Origin of the sequence: Allobosea sp. OK403 (assembly GCF_900113835.1) — a bacterium.
GTDB lineage: Bacteria > Pseudomonadota > Alphaproteobacteria > Rhizobiales > Beijerinckiaceae > Allobosea.
Map to the genome: position 1 here is coordinate 73851 of NZ_FOQV01000008.1, position 19957 is coordinate 93807.

General features: G+C 64.5%; 14 protein-coding genes. 6 read left to right on the plus strand and 8 right to left on the minus strand.

Annotated features, from left to right (window positions below; translation table 11 throughout):
- Nucleotides 1-23: 23 nt before the first annotated feature.
- The 5 genes from BMZ97_RS22535 to BMZ97_RS22555 form a co-directional block, all read right to left on the minus strand.
- A complete protein-coding gene (locus BMZ97_RS22535) occupies nucleotides 24-1355 on the minus strand; it encodes an ABC transporter substrate-binding protein (protein ID WP_092174963.1) in 1332 nt (443 codons plus the stop codon).
- Nucleotides 1356-1485: 130 nt separating this feature from the next.
- A complete protein-coding gene (locus BMZ97_RS22540; protein WP_092174965.1) occupies nucleotides 1486-2565 on the minus strand; it encodes a branched-chain amino acid ABC transporter permease in 1080 nt (359 codons plus the stop codon).
- 94 nt (nucleotides 2566-2659) lie between these two features.
- On the minus strand, nucleotides 2660-3574 hold the full coding sequence (locus tag BMZ97_RS22545; RefSeq protein ID WP_092175377.1) for a branched-chain amino acid ABC transporter permease: 915 nt from the start codon (nucleotides 3572-3574) through the stop codon (nucleotides 2660-2662).
- A 337-nt stretch (nucleotides 3575-3911) separates the two neighbouring features.
- Nucleotides 3912-4730: an ABC transporter ATP-binding protein gene (locus BMZ97_RS22550; protein WP_092174968.1), complete on the minus strand. Its 819-nt coding sequence runs from the start codon at nucleotides 4728-4730 to the stop codon at nucleotides 3912-3914.
- Nucleotides 4727-6703, minus strand: coding sequence for an AMP-dependent synthetase/ligase (locus BMZ97_RS22555; RefSeq protein ID WP_210188311.1), 1977 nt, complete (start codon nucleotides 6701-6703; stop codon nucleotides 4727-4729). Before BMZ97_RS22555 ends, BMZ97_RS22550 begins: the two co-directional genes overlap by 4 nt.
- 353 nt (nucleotides 6704-7056) lie before the next feature.
- Here BMZ97_RS22555 and BMZ97_RS22560 point away from each other — a divergent pair, with 353 nt between their 5' ends.
- From BMZ97_RS22560 to argC, 3 genes are all read left to right on the plus strand, one after another.
- Nucleotides 7057-7296, plus strand: a complete 240-nt coding sequence (locus BMZ97_RS22560; RefSeq protein ID WP_139221289.1) for a hypothetical protein — start codon at nucleotides 7057-7059, stop codon at nucleotides 7294-7296.
- Between the two features lie 328 nt (nucleotides 7297-7624).
- Nucleotides 7625-7966, plus strand: coding sequence for a hypothetical protein (locus tag BMZ97_RS22565; RefSeq protein WP_092174972.1), 342 nt, complete (start codon nucleotides 7625-7627; stop codon nucleotides 7964-7966).
- A gap of 459 nt (nucleotides 7967-8425) precedes the next feature.
- Nucleotides 8426-9403, plus strand: a complete 978-nt coding sequence (gene argC, locus BMZ97_RS22570; RefSeq protein WP_092174974.1) for an N-acetyl-gamma-glutamyl-phosphate reductase — start codon at nucleotides 8426-8428, stop codon at nucleotides 9401-9403.
- An 80-nt stretch (nucleotides 9404-9483) separates the two neighbouring features.
- On the opposite strand, the gene BMZ97_RS22575 is transcribed toward argC, so the two are convergent.
- Together BMZ97_RS22575 and BMZ97_RS22580 are read right to left on the minus strand one after the other, a co-directional pair.
- A complete protein-coding gene (locus BMZ97_RS22575; RefSeq protein ID WP_092174977.1) occupies nucleotides 9484-10158 on the minus strand; it encodes a Crp/Fnr family transcriptional regulator in 675 nt (224 codons plus the stop codon).
- Between the two features lie 462 nt (nucleotides 10159-10620).
- Nucleotides 10621-14175: an indolepyruvate ferredoxin oxidoreductase family protein gene (locus tag BMZ97_RS22580; protein ID WP_092174979.1), complete on the minus strand. Its 3555-nt coding sequence runs from the start codon at nucleotides 14173-14175 to the stop codon at nucleotides 10621-10623.
- Nucleotides 14176-14467: 292 nt separating this feature from the next.
- On the opposite strand from BMZ97_RS22580, the gene BMZ97_RS22585 reads away from it, so the two are divergent.
- Nucleotides 14468-15118 carry a DUF1007 family protein gene (locus BMZ97_RS22585; protein WP_175525677.1) on the plus strand — a complete coding sequence of 217 codons (651 nt, stop codon included), beginning with the start codon at nucleotides 14468-14470 and terminating at the stop codon, nucleotides 15116-15118.
- A gap of 24 nt (nucleotides 15119-15142) precedes the next feature.
- Nucleotides 15143-16165 (plus strand): nickel/cobalt transporter, encoded by a 1023-nt coding sequence (locus BMZ97_RS22590; protein ID WP_092174984.1) that lies wholly within the window; start codon nucleotides 15143-15145, stop codon nucleotides 16163-16165.
- Nucleotides 16166-16241: 76 nt separating this feature from the next.
- On the opposite strand, the gene BMZ97_RS22595 is transcribed toward BMZ97_RS22590, so the two are convergent.
- Nucleotides 16242-17039, minus strand: a complete 798-nt coding sequence (locus BMZ97_RS22595; protein WP_092174987.1) for a hypothetical protein — start codon at nucleotides 17037-17039, stop codon at nucleotides 16242-16244.
- Nucleotides 17040-17419: 380 nt separating this feature from the next.
- Here BMZ97_RS22595 and BMZ97_RS22600 point away from each other — a divergent pair, with 380 nt between their 5' ends.
- Nucleotides 17420-19945, plus strand: a complete 2526-nt coding sequence (locus BMZ97_RS22600; RefSeq protein ID WP_175525678.1) for a methyl-accepting chemotaxis protein — start codon at nucleotides 17420-17422, stop codon at nucleotides 19943-19945.
- The last annotated feature ends 12 nt before the right edge of the window (nucleotides 19946-19957 follow it).

Below are 19957 nucleotides of genomic sequence, written 5' to 3' on the forward strand. Positions count from 1 at the left end.
GCCCACTGCCGACTGCCACTAACTCAGGACGACTTCTCGCAAGGCTCGGTCCGCTTCGGCCAGCCCGTCGCCTTCTCCACATAGTCCTTGGCATTGGCCTCGATCAGCGGCCGGACCTCGTCCTTGAGCGGCTCGAGCCAGTCGCCGGGCTTGGTCCATTTGGTGCCGTCCCATTCCGCGACATAGGCCTTGCTGTGGCCGGAATGGTCGGTGCAGGAGATGGTGGTCGGCGTGGCGAAGCCTTCCATGCCGATCTCCTTCAATCGCGCCTCGGTGATGTTCAGGCTCTCCAGGCCGCGGCGCATGTCCTCGGCGTTGATCACCTTCTTGCCGGTGAGCTTCTGCGCGTTGCGCATCGCCTCGACGACGAGCATCGAGTTGTAGACGCCGCGGTTATAGAGGTTCTCGCCGACCTTCTCCTTGGCGGCGAGGCTCTTGCCCTTCTCCACGACGTATTTCTGGATGTCCTGGATCACCGGGAAGTTGGTGCCCGCGGCGTTGAGGTTGAGCGACTTGTAGCCCTTGGCCTCGGGGCCGCCGGCGCGTGCGTCGTCATCGCCGCCGGCCCACCAGACGCCGACCAGCTTGTTGATCGGGAAGTTGTTCTTGATCGCCTCCTTCACCGCGGTTGGGTTCATCGCGCCCCAGCCCTGGTTGTAGAGGTAGTCCGGCCGGTCGCGCCGGATCGAGAGCCAGAGCGAGCCCTGGTTCTGCATGTCGGCAGCGGCCACGGGATAGATCTTGAGCTCGAAGCCGTATTTCTTGGCGAGGTTCTCGAGCACCGGGATCGGCTCCTTGCCGAAGGGCGCGTCGAGATGGATCAGGCCGAGCTTCTTGCCCTTGAGCTTGTCCATGCCGCCGAGTTCGGCCGCCATGTGCTTCACCATCAGCGAAGCGCCGTCCCAATAGGTGAAGGGCGGGATGAAGACCCAGGGAAAGTTGGTGCCGTCGGCCGAGGCCGAGAGGCCATAGGCCATCGACAGGATCGGGATCTTGTCGATATGGGCGCGCGGAATGGCGGCGAGCGTCGCGCCGGTCGACCAGGGCGAGTAGAGGATGGTGTTCTTCGACTTGGCCTGCTCGTAGCACTCGATCGACTTCTTGGTGTCGTAGCCGGTCTCGCATTCCTCATAGACGACCTTGACGCCGTTCACGCCGCCGTCGCGCTCGTTGATCATCGTGATGTAGTCGCGCATGCCGTCGCCGATCGGAATGCCGGAGCCCGAGAACGGGCCGGTGCGATAGGCGTTGTTGGCGAAGTAGACGCTGTCCTGGGCAAGGGCCGGAGCGACTTGCGCGCTCGCGGCGAGGAGCGCGCCCAGCGCCGCTCCCTTCATCAGCTTGGTCGTCTTCATGATGGTTCCTCCGTCGTTTCCACCGATCCTGGCCTTGAACGCCGGACCGTCTCCGCTTCGCCTGCCGCATTGAGACCGCGCAGGTCGTTTTGTTGGGCTCCTCTCCGCCGCGCCGGGGAAAGGGCCGACCTCAATAGGGGAAGGGCCAGGTTCGCAGTTTCTGCTTCCCGATCTGCCAGAGCCGCGCGAGGCCATGCGGCTCGACGATCAGGAAGGTGATGATCAGCGCACCGACGAGCATGAAGGTGACATGTTCGGCCGCAGCGCCCGAGAGCGGGACGCCGAGCGCCGGCAGGCCGAATTTCAGGATGGTCGGCAGGCTGGCGATGAAGGCGGCTCCGAAGAAGGAGCCGATCAGCGAGCCCAACCCGCCGATGATGACCATGAACAGGATGTTGAAGGAGAGGCGGATGTTGAAGACGTCGGCCGCTTCGCCGCCGCCATACCAGAAGAAGATCATCATCGCGCCGGCGACGCCGGCATAGAAGGACGAGACCGCAAAGGCGGTGAGCTTGGCGTTGAGCAGCTTGATGCCCATCAGCTCCGCGGCGATGTCCATGTCGCGCACCGCCATCCAGGACCGGCCGAGCTTGCCATGCACCAGGTTCGAGGCGAACCAGGTCAGGCCTACGACCAGAACGAGGCAGACGAAATAGCGCGTTTCAGGGCTTGCCGAGGCGCCGGTGATGGGGAAGCCGAAGAGCGTGCGCTGCGGCACCTCGATCGCGCCCGAGGCGTTGTAGTTGAACAGCCAGGGCACGCGCACGAAGGCCCATTGCAGGAAGAACTGCGCGGCAAGCGTCGCCACTGCGAGATAGAAGCCCTTGATGCGCAGCGAGGGCAGGCCGAAGAGCACGCCGATCGCCGCCGAGAACAGGCCGGAGACCAGCACGAGCACGATGATGTTGATGCCGGGAAAGGCGGTCGTCAGCTTGTAGGCGGCATAGGCGCCAACGCCCATGAAGGCGGCGGTGCCCAGCGAGATCAGCCCGGTATAGCCGGTCAGGATGTTGAGCCCGATCGCGGCAAGCGAGAACACCAGGAAGGGGATCATCACCGAGGAGATGAAGAAGTCGTTGCCGATCAGCGGCACGCCGATGAAGGCGAGCGCCAGGATGACGGCAATGCCGATCCGGTCCTGCCGCAGCGGGAACACCGCCATATCGGCGGAATAGGTCGATTTGAACTGGCCGGCTTCGCGGTAAAACACGGTCGCTACGCTCCCTTGGGCAGTCGGCAATGGGCAGTCGGCAGTCGTGTGCTGTGCGTTCCTACTGCCCACTGCCTATTGCCGACTGCCATCGTCAGATTCTCTCGATGATCTTGTCGCCGAACAGCCCTTGCGGACGGAACAGCAGGAAGCCCAGCGCGATGAAATAGGCGAGCCAGCTCTCGATGCCGCCGCCGATCAGCGGGCCCCAGTAGAACTCGCCCATTTTCTCGCCGATGCCGATGATCAGGCCGCCGACGATGGCGCCGGGGATCGAGGTGAAGCCGCCCAGGATCAGCACGGGCAGGGCCTTCAGCGCCACGATCTCGAGCGCGAAGGAGACGTCCGAGCGCGCGCCCCACATGATGCCGGTGATCAGGGCGACGATGCCGGCGGTGAACCAGACGATGACCCAGATCTGGTTCAGCGAGATGCCGACCGAAAGCGCCGCCTTGTGGCTGTCGGCCACTGCCCGCAAGGCTCTGCCGATGCGCGTATATTGGAAGAAGGCGGCGAGAGCGGCGATCATGATCGAGGCGATGACGGCTGCCGCGATGTCGATCTTCTGCAGCGAGACCAGGCCGCCGAACAGCTTCAGGTCGATCGCGCCCTTTGGCAGCCAGAGCTGGTCCGCGATCATCTGCTTGGGGCTGCCGCCGAACAGCGCCTCGCCGAAGCCGATCAGGAAATAGGTGATGCCGAAGGTCGCCATGAACAGGATGATGTCGGGCTGGTTGACCAGCGGGCGCAGCACGACACGTTCGATCGTGACGGCGAGCACAAACATCACGCCGAGCGTCAGGATCACGGCGAGGAAGGCCGGCACGCCCTTCTCATAGAGCCCGACCAGGGTCAGCGCCGCGAACACCACCATGATGCCCTGGGCGAAGTTGAACACGCCCGAAGCCTTGAAGATCAGCACGAAGCCGAGCGCGATCAGCGCGTAGAGCACGCCGGAGACGAGCCCCTCCCAAATCGTCTGGGCGAGCAGGTCCGGGGCCTGCACCATCTGCTGGAACGGGTCGATGAAGACCTTGTAGAGCGTGCCGGAATCGTCGAACTGCGCACCGAGGATCGCGGCTGCGACGACGGCGATGAAGATCAGACCGGATTTCACCCAGCCCTTGGCGAGGAGATTGGGTGCGGGCCGCGCGGCGACGTCGCTCATGGGCGGTTATCCTGACGCTTGTTCAAACCCGCGTCGTCATTCCGGACAAGCCGCGCAGCGGCGCCGATCCGGAATCCATCGAAGGGTACTGCCCTATGATGGATTCCGGGTCTCCGCTTCGCTGCGCCCGGAATGACGGCGCGAGTTTGGATGACGTGGAAAAGAGGGAAAGCAGCCATCAGTGCGCTACCCCCAAATAGGCGTCGATCACCTTCTGGTTCGCCTTGACCTCGTCAGGCGTGCCGTCGGCGATCTTGCGGCCGTATTCGAGCACCACGACGCGGTCGGAGAGATCCATCACCACGCCCATGTCGTGCTCGATCAAGGCGATGGTCGTGCCGAACTGGTTGTTCACGTCGAGGATGAAGCGGCACATGTCCTCCTTCTCCTCGAGGTTCATGCCGGCCATCGGCTCGTCGAGCAGAAGCAGTTCCGGCTCCATGGCAAGCGCGCGGCCCAGCTCCACCCGCTTCTGCAGGCCATAGGGCAATTTCCCGACGGGCAATTTGCGGATGTGCTGGATCTGCAGGAAGTCGATGATGTCCTCGACCACCTTGCGATGCTCGATCTCCTCGGTCATCGCGGGGCCGTGGCGCAGCGCCTGCCAGAAGAAGTTCCGGTGCATCTTCAGGGTGCGCCCGGTCATGATGTTGTCGAGCGTCGACATGCCCTTGAACAGCGCGACGTTCTGGAAGGTGCGGGCGATGCCGTCGGCTGCGGCCTGGTGCGGCTTCACCTTGGCGCGGCGCACGCCCTTATAGGTGATCTGGCCTTCCTGGGGATGGTAGAAGCCGTTGATGCAGTTGAGCATCGAGGTCTTGCCGGCGCCGTTGGGGCCGATGATGGCGCGGACCTCGCCCTTGCGGATGTCGAAGGAGACATCCGAGATCGCCTTCACCCCGCCAAAGCGCAGCGAGATGTTGTCGACAGACAGCAGGACCTCGCCCTTGTCGCGGTGCAGCGGTTCCCCGGTCACGTTCATGGTCTCGACATTCATGCCGCCCTCGCCGGAGTTGGCGCGGTTACCGGATAGGTCTTGGCGTCGCGCATCTTGACGCGGGCGGAGATCACGCCCTTGCGGCCATCCTCGAAGGTCACTTCGGTGGAGATGTCGGCGGCGTCCGATCCGTCATAGAGCGCGGCGACGAGCGGCGCGTAGCGCTCGGCGATGAAGCCGCGCCGGACCTTCTGGGTGCGGGTCAGTTCGCCGTCATCGGCGTCGAGTTCCTTGTGCAGGATCAGGAACCGCCTGATCTGCGCCCCGCCCATCAGGGGCTCGGCGGCAAGCGAGCGGTTCACCTCGTCGACATGCTTGGCGATCATGTCGTAGACGAGATCGTGGCCGGCGAGCTCCTGATAGGAGGCGTAGACGACATTGTGGCGCTCGGCCCAGTTGCCGACCGCGGTCAGGTCGATGTTGAGCGCGACGGTGGCGTAGTCGCGGCCCTGGCCGAAGGCGACGACCTCCTTGATGTTGGGATAGAATTTCAGCTTGTTCTCGATGTATTTCGGCGGGAACAGATCCCCCGAGGAGAGCTTGCCGACATCCTTGGCGCGGTCGATGATCTTGAGATGACCGGTCTCGTCGAAGAAGCCGGCATCGCCGGAGCGGACATAGCCGTCGGCGGTCATCGTCTCCGCGGTCTTCTCGGGATCCTTGAAATAGCCGCCGAAGATCGAGGGCGAGCGGTAGAGCACCTCGCCATTGTCGTCGATCCGGATTTCGACCAGCGGCGCGGGCCGGCCGACGGTGTCGGCCTTGATCTCACCATTGGGCTGCATGGTGATGTAGACGCCGGCTTCGGTCTGCCCGTAGAGCTGCTTCAGATTGACCCCGATCGAGCGATAGAACTTGAACAGTTCGGGGCCGATCGCCTCGCCCGCTGTATAGCCGACCTTGATGTTGCTCAGGCCGAAGCGGTTGCGCAGGGGCGCGTAGATCAGGATGTCGCCGAGCTTGTAGAGCAGCCTTGCGCCCAGGGGCACGCTTTCGCCGTTGAGGATCCTCTCGCCGTACTGCTTGGCCACGCCGAGGAAGTAATGGAACATCTTGCGCATCAGCGGGCCGGCATCCTCCATGCGCACCATGGTGATGGTCAGCATGGTCTCGAAGACGCGCGGCGGCGCGAAGGCGTAGGTCGTGCCGACCTCGCGCCGGTCGTCGATGACGGTTTCGGGCCCTTCCGGGCAGTTCACGCAGAAGCCCGCGACGATCGCCTGCGCATAGGAGAAGACATGGTCGCCGACCCAGGCGATCGGCAGATAGGCGATGACCTCGTCGCTTTCGTTCAGCCCGTCGAACTGGCAGCCGATCTCGGCGGCGGTGATGACGTTGAAATGGCTGAGCATGACGCCCTTGGGCCGGCCGGTCGTGCCCGAGGTGTAGAGGATGATGCCGAGATCGGAGCCTGAGCCGGCCTCCATCTCGCGCTCATGGGCGGCCGCGGCCTCCGGGCTCGCCTTCAGCGCCTCGCGCCCGCCAGCGATGACCTTGTCGATCTCGTGCAGCTTGCCGTGGTCGTAGTCGCGCAGGCCGCGCGGCTCGTCATAGAGCATCTGGCGCAGATGCGGCAGGCGCTCGGCGATGGAGAGGACCTTGTCGACCTGCTCCTGGTCCTGCACGCAAGCGAAGACCGCCTCGGCATGGTCGAGCACATAGGCCATCTCCTCGGCGACGCTGTCGGCATAGACCGGCACGGGAACCGCGCCGATCCATTGCGCGGCGCACATCGACCAATAGAGTCTGGGCCGGTTGTAGCCGATGATCGCGACCTTCTCGCCGCGCTTCAGGCCGAGATCCTGGAGCCCCCTGGCGAAGCTGCGCACCTCGTCGGCCACCTCGGCCCAGGTCCAGGACTGCCAGATCCCGAGATCCTTATGCCGGAACGCGACGCGCGAACTGCGCTCGCGCGCATTGCGCAGCAGCAATTTCGGAAAGGTATCCGCCTGGCCGGCGCTTGCGCTTGCCACGATTGCGTTCTCCACCCTGTCCGGCCGCCGTACATGGCAGCGACCTTCGTTTTGGCCGTTTTAGCCCTTGTTCTTGATGTGAGCCTCGCAGCCACCCCATATCTTTGCAAGGGGGGGCTTGACAGACAACTTGGCATTTGGTCGCTATTGTCTTGGGCGCGTGTGCGAGGGAGCTTCGGATGAGTGATTGCTCTCGATGCTCAGGCTGGATGCGCAAGGGATATTGAGCTCGCCAGAGCCCACTCCGCGTCGGTCAATAGGCATCGCACCACAAGCCGTCTCGGCTATGCCGTTGCATGGTTGAGGTTCATCGCGCTGCTCAATTTTCCCTGTGTGAATAGGTCGGAGGTGCCATGGTAACTCGAGAAGTGGCTGAACTGGCTCGAGATCACGTTTTGGAAGCCATCAAGCACATCAGTTCCAGCTTGCAGCTGATACAGGGCCAGTTTCCTGAAGCCTTGATGAAAAGCATGCACCGGACGGCAGGGGTGGCGATTGGCACGCTCGATACGGACTATCTTGCCCATATATTCGAACTCTACCCGGATTTAGACGATATTGCGGAGGCGCGCACTCCGTCGATCGATACCTGATAAAAGGGAGGTAGGAGTTTTGAGGCGGGCTCGCAGTGATAGAATTTGAGCCGCTCACCCCTCGTAGCGCGCCAGCCTCTCCAGGCCCAAAATCGTGACGCTGCCCTGGCCGATCTTGAGCAGGCCGAGGCTGGCGAATGTCGCCAGACCCTGATTGACCACCTGCCGGGACAGTCGGCGAACAGCCCGAGTTTCAGGCCTCTCGTGGCACCCGAAGACGGTCCTTTGCCGAAGAAACTTGTCCGGTCCGCGCAGGGCGGCGCGCTGACGCCCTGACCGCCTTGCATCCGCCGCCTTCGGGACGGAAGCTCGTTGCGGGGGTAGGTGAATGCGTGTTCTTGCCGCGATCAGCCTGGCGGTGGTGCTGGCCACCGGAGCGACCGAGACGCGCTCGCATCAGGCTGCCAGTGGTTGGGACTACCCCTTCGAGTGCTGCTCGGGTGCCGATTGCGCGCAGATCGATGCCGGCGCCGTCCGGGAGACCTCATCCGGCTTCGTCGTGACGATCGCGCCGGGGCGCCATCCGATGTGGCCGACGGAGCGCCGCGAGCCCCTCATCCTCGAAATCCCCTATCAGAAAGCACGCTCCTCGCCGGATGGGCATTGGCATCTGTGCATCAACGATGCCGGCGAACTGCTCTGCTTCTACTGGCCGGGCGGCGATTCGTAGCGCGATCGGTCGAGCTGTACCGGTGCTGGCTACTGATCGCCTCTAGAGCATTTCCGCGTTTCTTCGAATCGCGAAAATACTCTAACTATTTGTTTTATCGCATTTTCTTCACGCGAACCGGTGTCCACTTCGCTCGAAAATGCTCTAGCGGCGAGCATTGAGCATCTCAAGGAGCTTGGAGGTCCGCGATGAGGGGTCAGCGGACATTCCGCTTGACGATGAATATAGGTCGCGACAGTTTCGCAAGACATGCTCAGGAACCAGAATCTTTGTGGCCGACGCCGACGCCCCTGCATCCAAGCGGCGGCTCTTCCGGCTGCGCGTCGATCAGCGTCCTTCTGCGTGGTGACGGCCTCATTGTAGGTCCACCCCCGGAGCGGCCCCGGCCCGCGTTCCTGAACCCCCGCAGCCCCCGGCTTCGGGGGTTTTCTTTTGCCCGAACCCCGGAAGGACACCACCATGAGCATTCGCGTCGGCATTGTCGGGATCAGCGGTTTTGGCGGCGGCGAGGCGCTGCGCCTGGTCGCAAGCCACCCCTCTTTCGAGCTGGTCTACGCCGCAGGCGAGGGCAGCGCCGGCAGCCGTCTGGTGGACCGCTTCCCCGGTGTGCCGGCCAAGCTGGCCGAACTGGTGATCGAGAAATGGGACCCTGCGACCCTGCCGAAGCTCGACCTGCTGTTCGCGTCACTGCCCACGGGCGCCTCGGCCGAGGCGCTGGCGCGCATCCCCAAGGATGTGAAGATCGTCGATATCGGCGGCGACCACCGCTATGTCGAGGGTTGGACATACGGCCTGGCCGACGTCTGGCCAGCCGAGATCGAGGGTCAGACCCGCATTGCCAACCCCGGCTGCTTCCCCGCCGCGACGCTGAACGCATTGGCGCCGCTGCTGGCCAACGGGCTGATCGAGCCTGGCAACATCGTGATCGACGCGAAGACCGGCATCTCCGGTGCCGGCCGGGGCGGCGGCGACAGCAAGTTCGGCTACGCCGAGAGCAACGAGAACCTGGTGCCTTACGGTCTGCTCAAGCATGTCCATATGCCCGAGATGGCCAGGACGATCGAGCGGCTGAGCAGTGGCAGCGCAGCCGGGCTGGTCTTCACGCCACATCTGGTGCCGATGACCCGCGGCGTACTCGCCACCATCTACTGCCGCGGCCGCGCCACCACGGAGCAGTGCCTGGAAGCGGCCCGGCGCTTCTATGCCGGGCGGGCGTTCATCCGTGTGACCGACAAGCCGCCGCAGACCAAATGGGCTACCGGCTCGAACCTCGCATTCGTCAGCTATGCGGCCGATCCGGAACGCAATTTGGTGATCGCGATGGGGGTGGTCGACAATCTCGGCAAGGGGGCGGCCGGCCAGGCGATGCAGAATGCGAACCTGATCTGCGGCCTGCCGGAAACCGCGGGGCTGGACGGCGCACCTGTCTGGCCATGATGAAGGTGGGCCTCCGGGCCGCTATTCAATCCGCTTTGCAGGTCCGCGAAGGATCGAAAGCTGCCGTTGATGGGCTCGCCCTACCCCTCGTATCGCGCCAGCCGCTCCAGATCCAAGATCGTCACCGAGCCATGGCCGACCTCCAGCAATCCTAGGCTCTCGAGCTTTGCCAGGCCCTGATTGGCGATCTGGCGCGACATGCCAGCGAGCAGGCCGAGCTCCTCCTGCGAGATCGCCAGCGTCCGGTCGAGATCGGGATAAAGGATCGGGTTGAACAGCCAGGCGAGATTGCGCGCCAGGCGTCCGGTCGAATCGAGGGTGCGCTCGGTCTCGGCGATGGCGATGAACTGGGCGAGACGCTCGTTGAACTGATGCACCAGGAAGCGGTTGAAGGCCGCGCTGTGCTCGAACAGCCAGAGGAAGGTCGAGCGCCGCATCAAGGCGAGCCTGGTCTCGCGCAGGGCGACAAGCTCGTAGCGGCGGGGTTCGGCCTTGATCACCGTGCCCTCGCCGAACCAGGCGCCGGCGCGCATACCCGCCAGCGTCGCGGCTTTGCCGGTCTTGGAAGTGGTCGACATCTTGACCAGCCCCTCGGCGACGCCGGTCCAGGATTCAAGCCTGTCACCGACATGGCAGATATAGGCGCCCTTGCCGTAGAGCTTGAGGCTGACGCCGCGCCGCGCCTCCTCGAATTCCGCCTCCGTCAGGTCGCGCGACCAGGCGGCGATGCGGCGGAGGTCTTCGGGAGGGATCAAGGGCGGGGCGATCCTAGGTGGGAGCTTGTGCGGTCAGTATGAGCTGTTGCCGCGTCCGGACTCAAGCTGGACGAAAGATACGCGGGGAATCCTTTTCCCCGCGGCCCTCTACCCTTCCTGTCCGGAGGGGAGGCTCCTCTATCCGACGTTCAGCTGGCGCGGGGAACCCTCTCCCGTAGGGAGAGGGCAGGGTGAGGGGTCGGCCGTTTGACGCTTTGATTGTGACCTCACTGCTGCTCGATCGTCATTGCGAGCGCAGCGAAGCAATCCAGGGGACGTAGAGCGAGCCCTCCTAGATTGCTTCGCTGCGCTCGCAATGACGGTAAAGTCGTCACGCAACTGGTCCAGGGGCCTACACCTCACCCCTGCCCCTCTCCTTACGGGAGAGGGGTTCTCCGAGCTTTTCGATGCCGCCGTGCGCATCCTCCGATCTCCACGCGAGCAAAAAACGGACACCGCGCCCTATTCCGCCGCCTTCGGCATCGCCAATGCGGCGGCAGAGCCGTCGCGCAGCTTTGCCAGCAACTGCGCCTCTTCGGCCTTCGCCGCCTTGAGGTGCCGTTCCTTGACATGGCCGAAGCCGCGGATCTTTTCAGGCGTCGCGGCCAGCGCGATGCAGAGCGCGTGGTTTTGGGGCGAGAGCTTCGCCAGGATTTCGCCGATCTGCGTCTCATAGGCGCCGATCAGTGCGCGCTCGGTCCGGCGCTCCTCGCTATAGCCGAAGATGTCGAAGGCCGTGCCGCGCAGGCCCTTGAGCTTTGCCAACAGGCCGAAGGCCGACATCATCCAGGGGCCGAAGCTGATCTTGCGGGGAATACCGGTGACGGGATCGCGCCTGGCTAGCAGCGGCGGAGCCAGGTTGAACTCGTAGCGCAGCTTTTGGCCCGACGCGCTGGTCGGCTCGAAGGTCGCCTCGACCTGACGCTGGAACGAGCCGTCGGCATAGAGCCGGGCGACCTCGTATTCGTCCTTATAGGCCATCAGCTTGAAGAGATAGCGCGCGACGGTTTCGGTCAGGGCGTGCTGGCCCGGCAGAATTTCGGCTTCCTTCGCCTGCACGCGATTGACGAGTTCGCGATAGCGGGCGGCATAGGCCGCGTTCTGATAGGCGGTGAGGTAGCTCACGCGCCGAGCGATGATCTCGTCGAGCGAAGCCGAGATATGCCGGGCCTGCGTCGGAGCCTTGGCCTCCGACAGGGAGGCGACCAGCGCAGCGGGATCATGCGCGGCGCGGCGGCCGAGCTCGAAGGCCTGCTTGTTCATCGGCACGGCTTCGCCATTGAGCTCGATCGCCCGCAAAAGCGCCACGCGCGATAGGGGCACGCTGCCGAACTGCCAGGCGTAGCCGAGCATGAACATGTTGGCGGCGATGGCATTGCCGAGAAAGGCGACGGCCGCGGCGGTCGCATCGACGAAATGGGTCTGGTCGCGGCCCGAGGCCGAGAGGATCGAGCGCTTGATGCGCTCGATCGGCAGCGAGAAATCGGCATTGCGGGTAAAATCGCCCGGCAGGCTCTCGGCCGTGTTGACGACGACGGTCGCCGCTGTCGGCTTGATCGCGCCGAGTACTTTCTTCGAGCCGGTGACGGTGAGGTCGCAGCCGAGCACGAGGTCGGCCTGCCCGGCCGAGACGCGGATGGCGTGGATGTCGTCGGGCGTCGGGGCGAGCTTGACGTGGCTGAAGACCGCGCCGCCCTTCTGGGCGAGGCCGGCCATGTCGATCATGCCGCAGCCCTTGCCCTCGAGATGGGCCGCCATGCCGAGGATCGCGCCGATGGTGACCACGCCGGTGCCGCCGACGCCGGTGACGATCACCGCGAAGCTCTTGTCGAGGGTTGGCAGTTGCGGTTCGGGGATGTCGCCTGCGCCGAGCGCGCCGGTGTCGAGCTTGCGCGGTTCGGCCTTTTTGGGCCGCGCGCCATGCACGGTGACGAAGGACGGGCAAAAGCCCTTCACGCAGGAGAAATCCTTGTTGCAGTTGGACTGGTCGATCTGGCGCTTGCGGCCGAATTCGGTTTCCAGTGGCTGCACCGAGACGCAGTTCGACTGAACGCCGCAATCGCCGCAGCCCTCGCAGACCAGTTCGTTGACGATGACGCGCTTGTCGGGGTCGGGATAGGTGCCGCGCTTGCGGCGGCGGCGCTTCTCGGTGGCGCAGGTCTGGTCGTAGAGCAGCAGCGAGACGCCCGGTACCTGCCGTAGCTCGCGCTGGACGGCGTCAAGATCGTCGCGGTGGTGAAAGGTCGTGCCGGGCGGCCAGACCGTTCCGGGCGGGTATTTGTCGGGATCATCGCTGACGATCGCGATGCGCTGGACGCCTTCGCCGGCGATCTGGCGCGCCATCTGGTCGGGCGAGAGATGCCCTTCAGCCTGCTGGCCGCCGGTCATCGCGACCGCGTCGTTATAGAGCAATTTGTAGGTGATGTTGACGCCAGCCGCGACGGCCCAGCGGATCGCGAGCGAGCCGGAATGGGTGTAGGTGCCGTCGCCCAGATTCTGGAAGACGTGGTTGCGGGTGGAGAAGGGCGCTTCGCCGATCCAGTTCGCGCCCTCGCCGCCCATCTGGGTGAAGCCGGTGGTGGAGCGGTCCATCCACTGCACCATGTAGTGGCAGCCGATGCCGGCATAGGCGCGCGAGCCCTCGGGCACCACGGTCGAGCTGTTATGCGGGCAGCCCGAGCAGTAATAGGGCGTGCGCTTGGCGACCTCTTGCGCCTCGGCGAGCCGTCCTTGCGCTTTCGCGATCTCCTCCAAGCGCGCGCGCAGAACGGAATCGTCCTGATACTGCAGCAGCCTTGCCCCGAGCGCGATCGCGACATCGTTGGGGTCGAGCGCACCATGGACCGGGAACAGCCATTCGCCGGCCTCGTCCTTCTTGCCGATCACCATGGGCTGGGCTTCCGAGCCGTAAAGCTCCTCGCGGAGCTGGACCTCGATCAGCGAGCGCTTTTCCTCAACGACCATGACAAGGTCGAGCCCGGCGGCGAAACTCTTGAGTTCGGAGGGGTCGAGTGGCCAGGGGCAAGCGACCTTGAACAGGCGGATGCCGAGATCGTTCGCTCGGACCTCGTCGATGCCGAGATCCTCAAACGCTTGGCGCACGTCGAGATAGGATTTGCCGACGGTGATAATGCCGATGCGCGGGGTCTTGCCGCCGGAGGTGATGGTTTGGTTGAGCTTGTTGGCGCGCAGATAAGCCAGGATCGCAGCGCGCTTATGGATGTGCAGGCGCTTCTCCTGGTCGAGGAAATCGAGCTCGCGGCGAATACTCAGGCCGCCCGGCGGCATCACGAAATCATCGGGGAGGGTGATCGTCACGCGGTCGATCGCGCCATCGACGGACGCCGTCGATTCGATGTTGTCCTTGACGCATTTGATGCCGACCCAGACCGAGGCGAAGCGCGAGAGCGCGAGGCCATGCAGGGAATAATCCATGATCTCCTGCACGCCGGCGGGGTTCAGGATCGGCATCATCCGGTCGACGAGGACGAATTCGGTCTGGTGGGCGTTGGTCGAGGACTCGGCCGTGTGGTCGTCGCCCATCAGGCAGATCACGCCGCCATGGGGTGAGGTGCCGGCCATGTTGCCGTGGCGGAAGACGTCGCCGGTGCGATCGACGCCGGGACCCTTGCCGTACCAGAGCGCGAAGACGCCGTCATATCGACCCTCGCCCTGGAGCTCCGCCTGCTGCGTGCCCCAGACGGCCGTGGCGGCGAGGTCCTCGTTCAGCCCGGGCTGGAAGACGATGTTTGCCGCCTTGAGCTGCTTGCCGGCGCGCGAAAGCTGCTGGTCGAGGCCGCCGAGCGGCGAGCCGCGATAGCCGGAGACGAAGCCTGCGGTGTTGAGGTCGGCAAGCCTGTCGCGCTCGCGCTGGACCATCAGCATGCGCGCGATCGCCTGCGTGCCGGTCAGGAAGATCTCTTGCTTGGACAGGTCGTATTTGTCGTCGAGCGCGACTTCGCGCAGGCTGGTCGCCGCCTTGGCGACAGAGCCGGAGTTCCGCTGTGTCTCGGCCATGGCCGACCTCCCCAGATCGTCCCGTTTCCAGACTATGGGGCCGGTTGATCCAGCCTCCAAGCCGGGCATCGCCCAACTCTTGAATATGTCAGTAAGGCTGACATAATGACGCGCCGTGGTCAATTCGGATTGGGATTGTTCCAGCCTTTGCGCGAGGACTGATGCTGCGCCGCGATTTGGCCCAGTTTGCAGGGGAAAGCTGGTTGCGACGCAAACCACCGGCAAGCGGCGTGTTCATAATAGGTTAACCATGATCCGCCAGGTTTCGCGCCTCACGCGAAGGAGCCGCCCCTTGAAGCGCCGCGCCATCACCGCTGCCTTGCTCGCGGCCCTGGGTTGGTGGGCCATCCTGTCCACCCCGGCCAGCGCGCATCCGCATGTCTTCGTCTCGGCGCGCGCCGAGATCGTCTTCGGCCCCGACGGGGCGGTGACGGCGCTGAAGCACATCTGGAGCTTCGACGAAGCCTATTCCGCCTATATCACGCAAGGGCTCGACAAGAACGGCGACGGCAAGCTGACGCCCGACGAACTGGTCGACCTCGCCAAGGTCAATATGGAGTCGCTGCCCGAGGTCGGCTTCTTCACCACCGCCAAGGCCAATGGCAAGGCGCAGGAATTCGGGGAGCCGACCGAGGCCAGCCTTTCCTTCGAGAACAAGATCCTGACCTTGACCTACACCCTGCCGCTGAAGACGCCGGTCAAATCGGTCCGCTCGCTTGGGCTGGAGATCGGCGATCCGACCTATTTCGTCGCCTTCGACATCGTCGATGCGCCCGACGCGGTGATCACGCGGGATGCGCCCAAGGGCTGCGTCGTGCGGGTCGCGCGCCCGCCCAAGCTCGATGCGGCTACCCAGCTCAAGCTGGCGCAGGAGGACATCACCGCCACGCCGGATATGAGCGGCTTCGAGGTGACGACCCGCGCGCTGGTCGCATGTCCTTGATCGCGTCATGTCCTTGATCCCGTCATGTCCCTGACCCCGTCGCAATCGACCCCGCTTGCCTGGCCGGCACTGTCGCGCCGCCTGATCGTCGTTGCGGTCACCCTGGCGCTCGTCGCCGGCGTCCTGGCGCTGCTGGCGCATTTCGTCACGAGCCTGAGCCCGGTGCCGCCCCCGCCGCCGCGCAATCCGTTTGGCGGCGCGATGCCGCGTGAAGCGCTACCCTCGACGACCGGAATCGGCGGGTTGCTGCTGGCCTGGCAATCCTCCTTCTACCGCGAATTGACGGCGGCTCTGAAGGCGATCCATCAGAGCCCGGCCGCGCTCTGGAGCCTGATGGCGCTGGCCTTCGGCTATGGCGTCTTCCACGCCGCCGGCCCCGGCCATGGCAAGGCGGTGATCTCGGGCTATATCGTCGCCGACAACCGCAGCCTGCGGCGCGGGCTGGGCCTGAGTTTCGCGGCGGCGATCCTGCAGGCGCTCGTCGCCATCGCGCTCGTCGGTACGCTGACGCTGGCCTTAAGGGCGACGGCGCAAACCATGACCACTGCGGCCGACATGGTCGAGCAGGCGAGCTTCGCGCTGGTCGCGCTCGTCGGCCTCTTCGTGCTCTGGCGCAAGGCTGGGGCGCTGCTGGCGCTCGGCCACGGCGCACAGGCGCATGATCCGACCTGCGACCATGTTCATATGCCCGGTCCCGAGGAGATCTCGCGTCTCAAGAGCTGGCGCGAGATGGCGGGCGTGGTCTTCGCGGCGGGCCTGCGCCCTTGCGCGGGGGCGCTGATCATCCTGGTCTTCTCGGCCTCGCAAGGCCTGCTCTGGGCCGGCATCGCTGCGGCCTTCGCCATGGCGCTCGGCACGGCGCTGACGACGGGAGCGCTCGCCGCGCTTGCCGTGTTCTTCAAATTCGCGGCGCTCAGATTTGCCGGCGGCGGCACCTTGCGCAGCGCCAGATTGATCGCCGGGCTGGAGCTTCTGGCAGCGGGCTTTGTCGCCGTGCTGGGCGCGGCGCTGTTCTTCGGGCTTTGGGCGGCAGGGGCGGGGAGTTAGGCGTGGGTGTTGCGGTAGTTTTGGGGCGATGCCGACCTCGCTCCGCGCAATGACAGAGTGGCACAAAACGAGGATATTAGGCGGTTATTTCATCGAGTTTTGCTAGTGTTCGCTTCGCTCGGGCTACTGTCTGCTCGTGCATCTCCCTTGATTTTTCAACATCCAGCAGAAGCGCCGGAATGTGCGAGAACGATGACTGTATATTTCGATCGATGCGGATCAGTGTTTCCTCTCCCGTGCTTCGAGCCGAATCGTATAAACGTTCAATTCGATGACAAAAATCGTTATATGATTGACCGCCGTCGCCAACGGAGAAGGCATTTACAAACGGGAATGGGAAATACCCTTTTAATCTGAGGGATTGAATTATTGCAATGTGCGTATTTTTTGTGTTCTTAATCTCGCCAATTTCAATCTGTAAGGCTCCGATATGAATTAATATTCGATCTATATTTGCCAACGCGGCGGCGGATTGATCGCCACGCTGCTGCCAGTATGATATTTCGGAAATCTTAGTGGCACGCTCTTGCTGCTTAATCTGCTTCTGTATTGCTGACCAGGCAACCCATGCTGCGGCTAAAGCTGCGCCCGCACCGACGAATCCGGCCCAAGCGGATTGATACCGATTCGCCCAGAACTCGAAACACCCTGCGGCTCGACCGATCTGAAGCGCTTCCCTGTAACGCGGGATGTGACATACTTTGTCGGCGAAATAGGCAAGGAGACCGATCTCAATAACGATCAGAGTCAGGACGATGATGAGTAGGACTTTGTACTTCGTCATTTGCAGAAATTGGCGGTAGGGAAGCCCGCGCGCAAGGCCTACCTCTTCGTAAGAGACCGTGTGGCGGGTTTTGTCTCTGAACGAACCCATTACCTCGGCAAATCTGCAGGTGCAGAAGCCGAGTACTCGCAGTGTCGGCGACAGGATCGCTGGCTGCCCTCCGCTTTGCCAGTAGATCGCGCTATCCTAATCGCTTCGGATCATCGCTCCAATGCGATTGGTGGCCCGTGAGGCGTTGCCTCCGCAGCGCGCTGCGAGAAGGCGGCAAGCGTGTTGCCGCCGCCATGCCGCGGGGGCGGGGAGTTGGGAGCGCATTGCGGCTGAGCCCTTGGAGCGCCGGAGCTTGAGCGTCACTACGCCAACCATCTCCACCCATTTGAGGCAATATTAACCGAATTCGCAGCATTCTCGTCAAACCTATGGTGCTGGCCGCAATCGCTGCCGGGCTGAACCCTGTTCCAGGCGCTGTGATGATCTTCCCGAGTTCCATTCGGCAGTACCTCCTGGCGACCATGGCGGCTGTCTGCCTGCCTGGCCTCGGTACGCTCGGCTATCTCGCCTATGATGCGGTCACCGACATGCGCGCAAGCCACCGGCTGGCCGGCCTGGTCGAGGCGGATCGCGCCTTGCTGCTCACGGGCAATGCAGTTCGCTCCGATCGCGGCAAGGCCCAGACCAGCCTGCAGGCCAATGACGATGCCGGCGCGACGGTTCGTTCGATCGTGGAGACATCGCGAAGCCAGATCGCGACAGCCGTGGCGAAGCTTGAGGCCGTCGATCTGGCGGAACGCTCGACATATTCGGCGGCCATTTTGCAGGCTGAAAAGGCCATGCAGGGCAAGATTCCCGATCTGGATGCCGAGGCGGCAAAGCCGCGGGCGCAGCGCAGCCTGGCTGCGACCATGCCCTGGTACAATGCCGTCGGCGCCATCGAGACCGCGCTGACCAAAGCCTCCGATGCGGCGTCGCTCGCCGTTCGCTTGGCCGATCCTGCGCTTGCGGAACTTCAGACATTCAAGTCCACCGCCTGGGCCTTGCGCTCGAACTACGGCACGCAATGCTCATTGCTGCGTGCGCCGCTGGGCTCGGGCCAGGCACTCACCCCGCAACAATGGAAACAGTTCGGCGAATTGCGCGGCGCGAGCAATGCGGCGCAGACCCAGTTGGGGCAACTCGCTACGCGCGCCGGCATCTCGCCCGAGCTTGCGCGCAAGGTCGGCGTTGCGACCGGCGAAGTCGCCACTGCAAACCAGGCGATGGACCAGCTCGTCGGCAAACTGGGCCAGGGCGCAGGTGCCGTCATCGGCGCCGAGGACTGGACCGCACTATGCAACGGGCCGTTCAATGCCATCGTTGGCGCGGTCGGCCAATCGCTGGACGAGATGCGATCGACGACCACGGCGCAGAGCAATCACGCCCTGACCCGGCTGGCCCTGATTGCCGGTCTGCTTGTCGCGCTGCTGACTCTCTGCGCAGCAAGCTGGCGCGGTATCCAGAAGCGCATCGCGAACCCGCTGACCGGCATGAATGTCGCGCTTGCGCGCATGCAGGCCGGCGACATCGACGAGGCCGTTCCCGCCGCGCCCTGTCCCGACGAAGTCGGGGCGCTTGGCAACGCGCTTGAGGCCTATCGCGAAAATCTGGTCAAGGTCCGGGCTCTGGAAGAGCAGGAGCGTATCGCCTCCGCCGCTCGCCTGGCGCGGGCGCAGTCGATGGAAGCTGTGGTGACGGATGTCGGCGAGGTTGTCGCGGCTGCGGCGTCGGGGGATTTCTCGGCGCGGCTCGAGATCGAGCATGCAGACGAGCAGATGCAGAAGCTCGTCGCGGGCATCAACGAGATCAATGCGGTGGTTGACAGCGCCACATCCGAGTTCGCGGCCGCCCTGCAGGCGGTGGCGGGCGGGGATCTGACCGCCCGGATCGAGACCGCCTATCGCGGCAAATTCGCCGAGCTCAAGGGCGCGATCAACGAGACGGTCGACCGGCTGTCCTCGACGGTGCGCACGATCCAGACGACCTCTGCCGATGTCGGCCTGGCGGCGCGCGAGATCACCATGGGCGCCGATGATCTGTCGAAGCGCACGGAAGAGCAGGCGAGCTCGCTGGAGGAGACCGCGGCGACGACCGAAGAGCTCGCAGCCTCGGTGAAGGCCTCGGCCCAGGCCTCCAGGCAGGCCGCCGCGATCGCAACCGAAGCGATGCAGGCGGCGCAGTCGGGCGGCACCATCGCGACTGAGGCGGTCGCTGCAATGGCGCGCATCGAGAGCGCCTCGCAGAAGATCTCCGACATCATCCGGGTGATCGACGACATCGCCTTCCAGACCAATCTGCTGGCGCTGAATGCGGCGGTGGAAGCGGCGCGCGCCGGCGATGCCGGCAAGGGCTTTGCCGTGGTCGCGTCAGAAGTGCGCACACTGGCGCAGCGTTCGGGCGCTGCCGCCAAGGACATTTCGGGCCTGATCTCCTCGTCCAATGCCGAGGTCGGTGCCGGCGTCACGCTGGTGCGCCAGGCCGGCGACGCCCTGACCCAGATTCTCGCCGCCTCGCAAAAGGTTGCGGCCACCATCGCCGAGATCTCGGCGGCCTCCGGCGAACAGGCCAACGGCATCGACGAGATGAGCCAGGCCGTCGCCCATCTCGACGAGATGACGCAGGCCAATGCGGCGCTTGCCGAACAGAGCGCAGCCTCGGCCGGTTCGCTCTCGGGCCGCATCGTCCAGCTCAACGACCTCGTCGCCGCCTTCAGGACGGGGCCTGAGGGCGCGACCGCCTCATCGGCAAGCTATGCCCCGGCGTCGCGCCCGGCTGCCAGGGCGAGCACTGCCCAGGCTCGTGAACCGGCTTCCGAGCCCGCGCGCCTGCGCAAGCTCGCTGAGGCCGCCTTCGGCCAGAGCGCCAGGCCTGCCGCGGCAGCGATCGCCCCGCGATCGGCTCCGATGCCCGCCAAGAAGGTCGCAAGCGCGCGCGCCAGCGATGCGGGGTGGGAAGAGTTCTGACGAAGCAGAGTC

Bases quoted from the DNA above. Each gene is read 5' to 3' on its own strand.
- BMZ97_RS22560 (WP_139221289.1), top strand. From the start codon at position 7,057: ATGGTAACTCGAGAAGTGGCTGAACTGGCTCGAGATCACGTTTTGGAA.
- BMZ97_RS22595 (WP_092174987.1), bottom strand. From the start codon at position 17,039: ATGGGTTCGTTCAGAGACAAAACCCGCCACACGGTCTCTTACGAAGAG.
- BMZ97_RS22535 (WP_092174963.1), bottom strand. From the start codon at position 1,355: ATGAAGACGACCAAGCTGATGAAGGGAGCGGCGCTGGGCGCGCTCCTC.
- BMZ97_RS22545 (WP_092175377.1), bottom strand. From the start codon at position 3,574: ATGGTGCAGGCCCCGGACCTGCTCGCCCAGACGATTTGGGAGGGGCTC.
- BMZ97_RS22580 (WP_092174979.1), bottom strand. From the start codon at position 14,175: ATGGCCGAGACACAGCGGAACTCCGGCTCTGTCGCCAAGGCGGCGACC.
- BMZ97_RS22590 (WP_092174984.1), top strand. From the start codon at position 15,143: ATGTCCCTGACCCCGTCGCAATCGACCCCGCTTGCCTGGCCGGCACTG.
- BMZ97_RS22550 (WP_092174968.1), bottom strand. From the start codon at position 4,730: ATGAATGTCGAGACCATGAACGTGACCGGGGAACCGCTGCACCGCGAC.
- BMZ97_RS22600 (WP_175525678.1), top strand. From the start codon at position 17,420: ATGATCTTCCCGAGTTCCATTCGGCAGTACCTCCTGGCGACCATGGCG.
- BMZ97_RS22565 (WP_092174972.1), top strand. From the start codon at position 7,625: ATGCGTGTTCTTGCCGCGATCAGCCTGGCGGTGGTGCTGGCCACCGGA.
- argC (WP_092174974.1), top strand. From the start codon at position 8,426: ATGAGCATTCGCGTCGGCATTGTCGGGATCAGCGGTTTTGGCGGCGGC.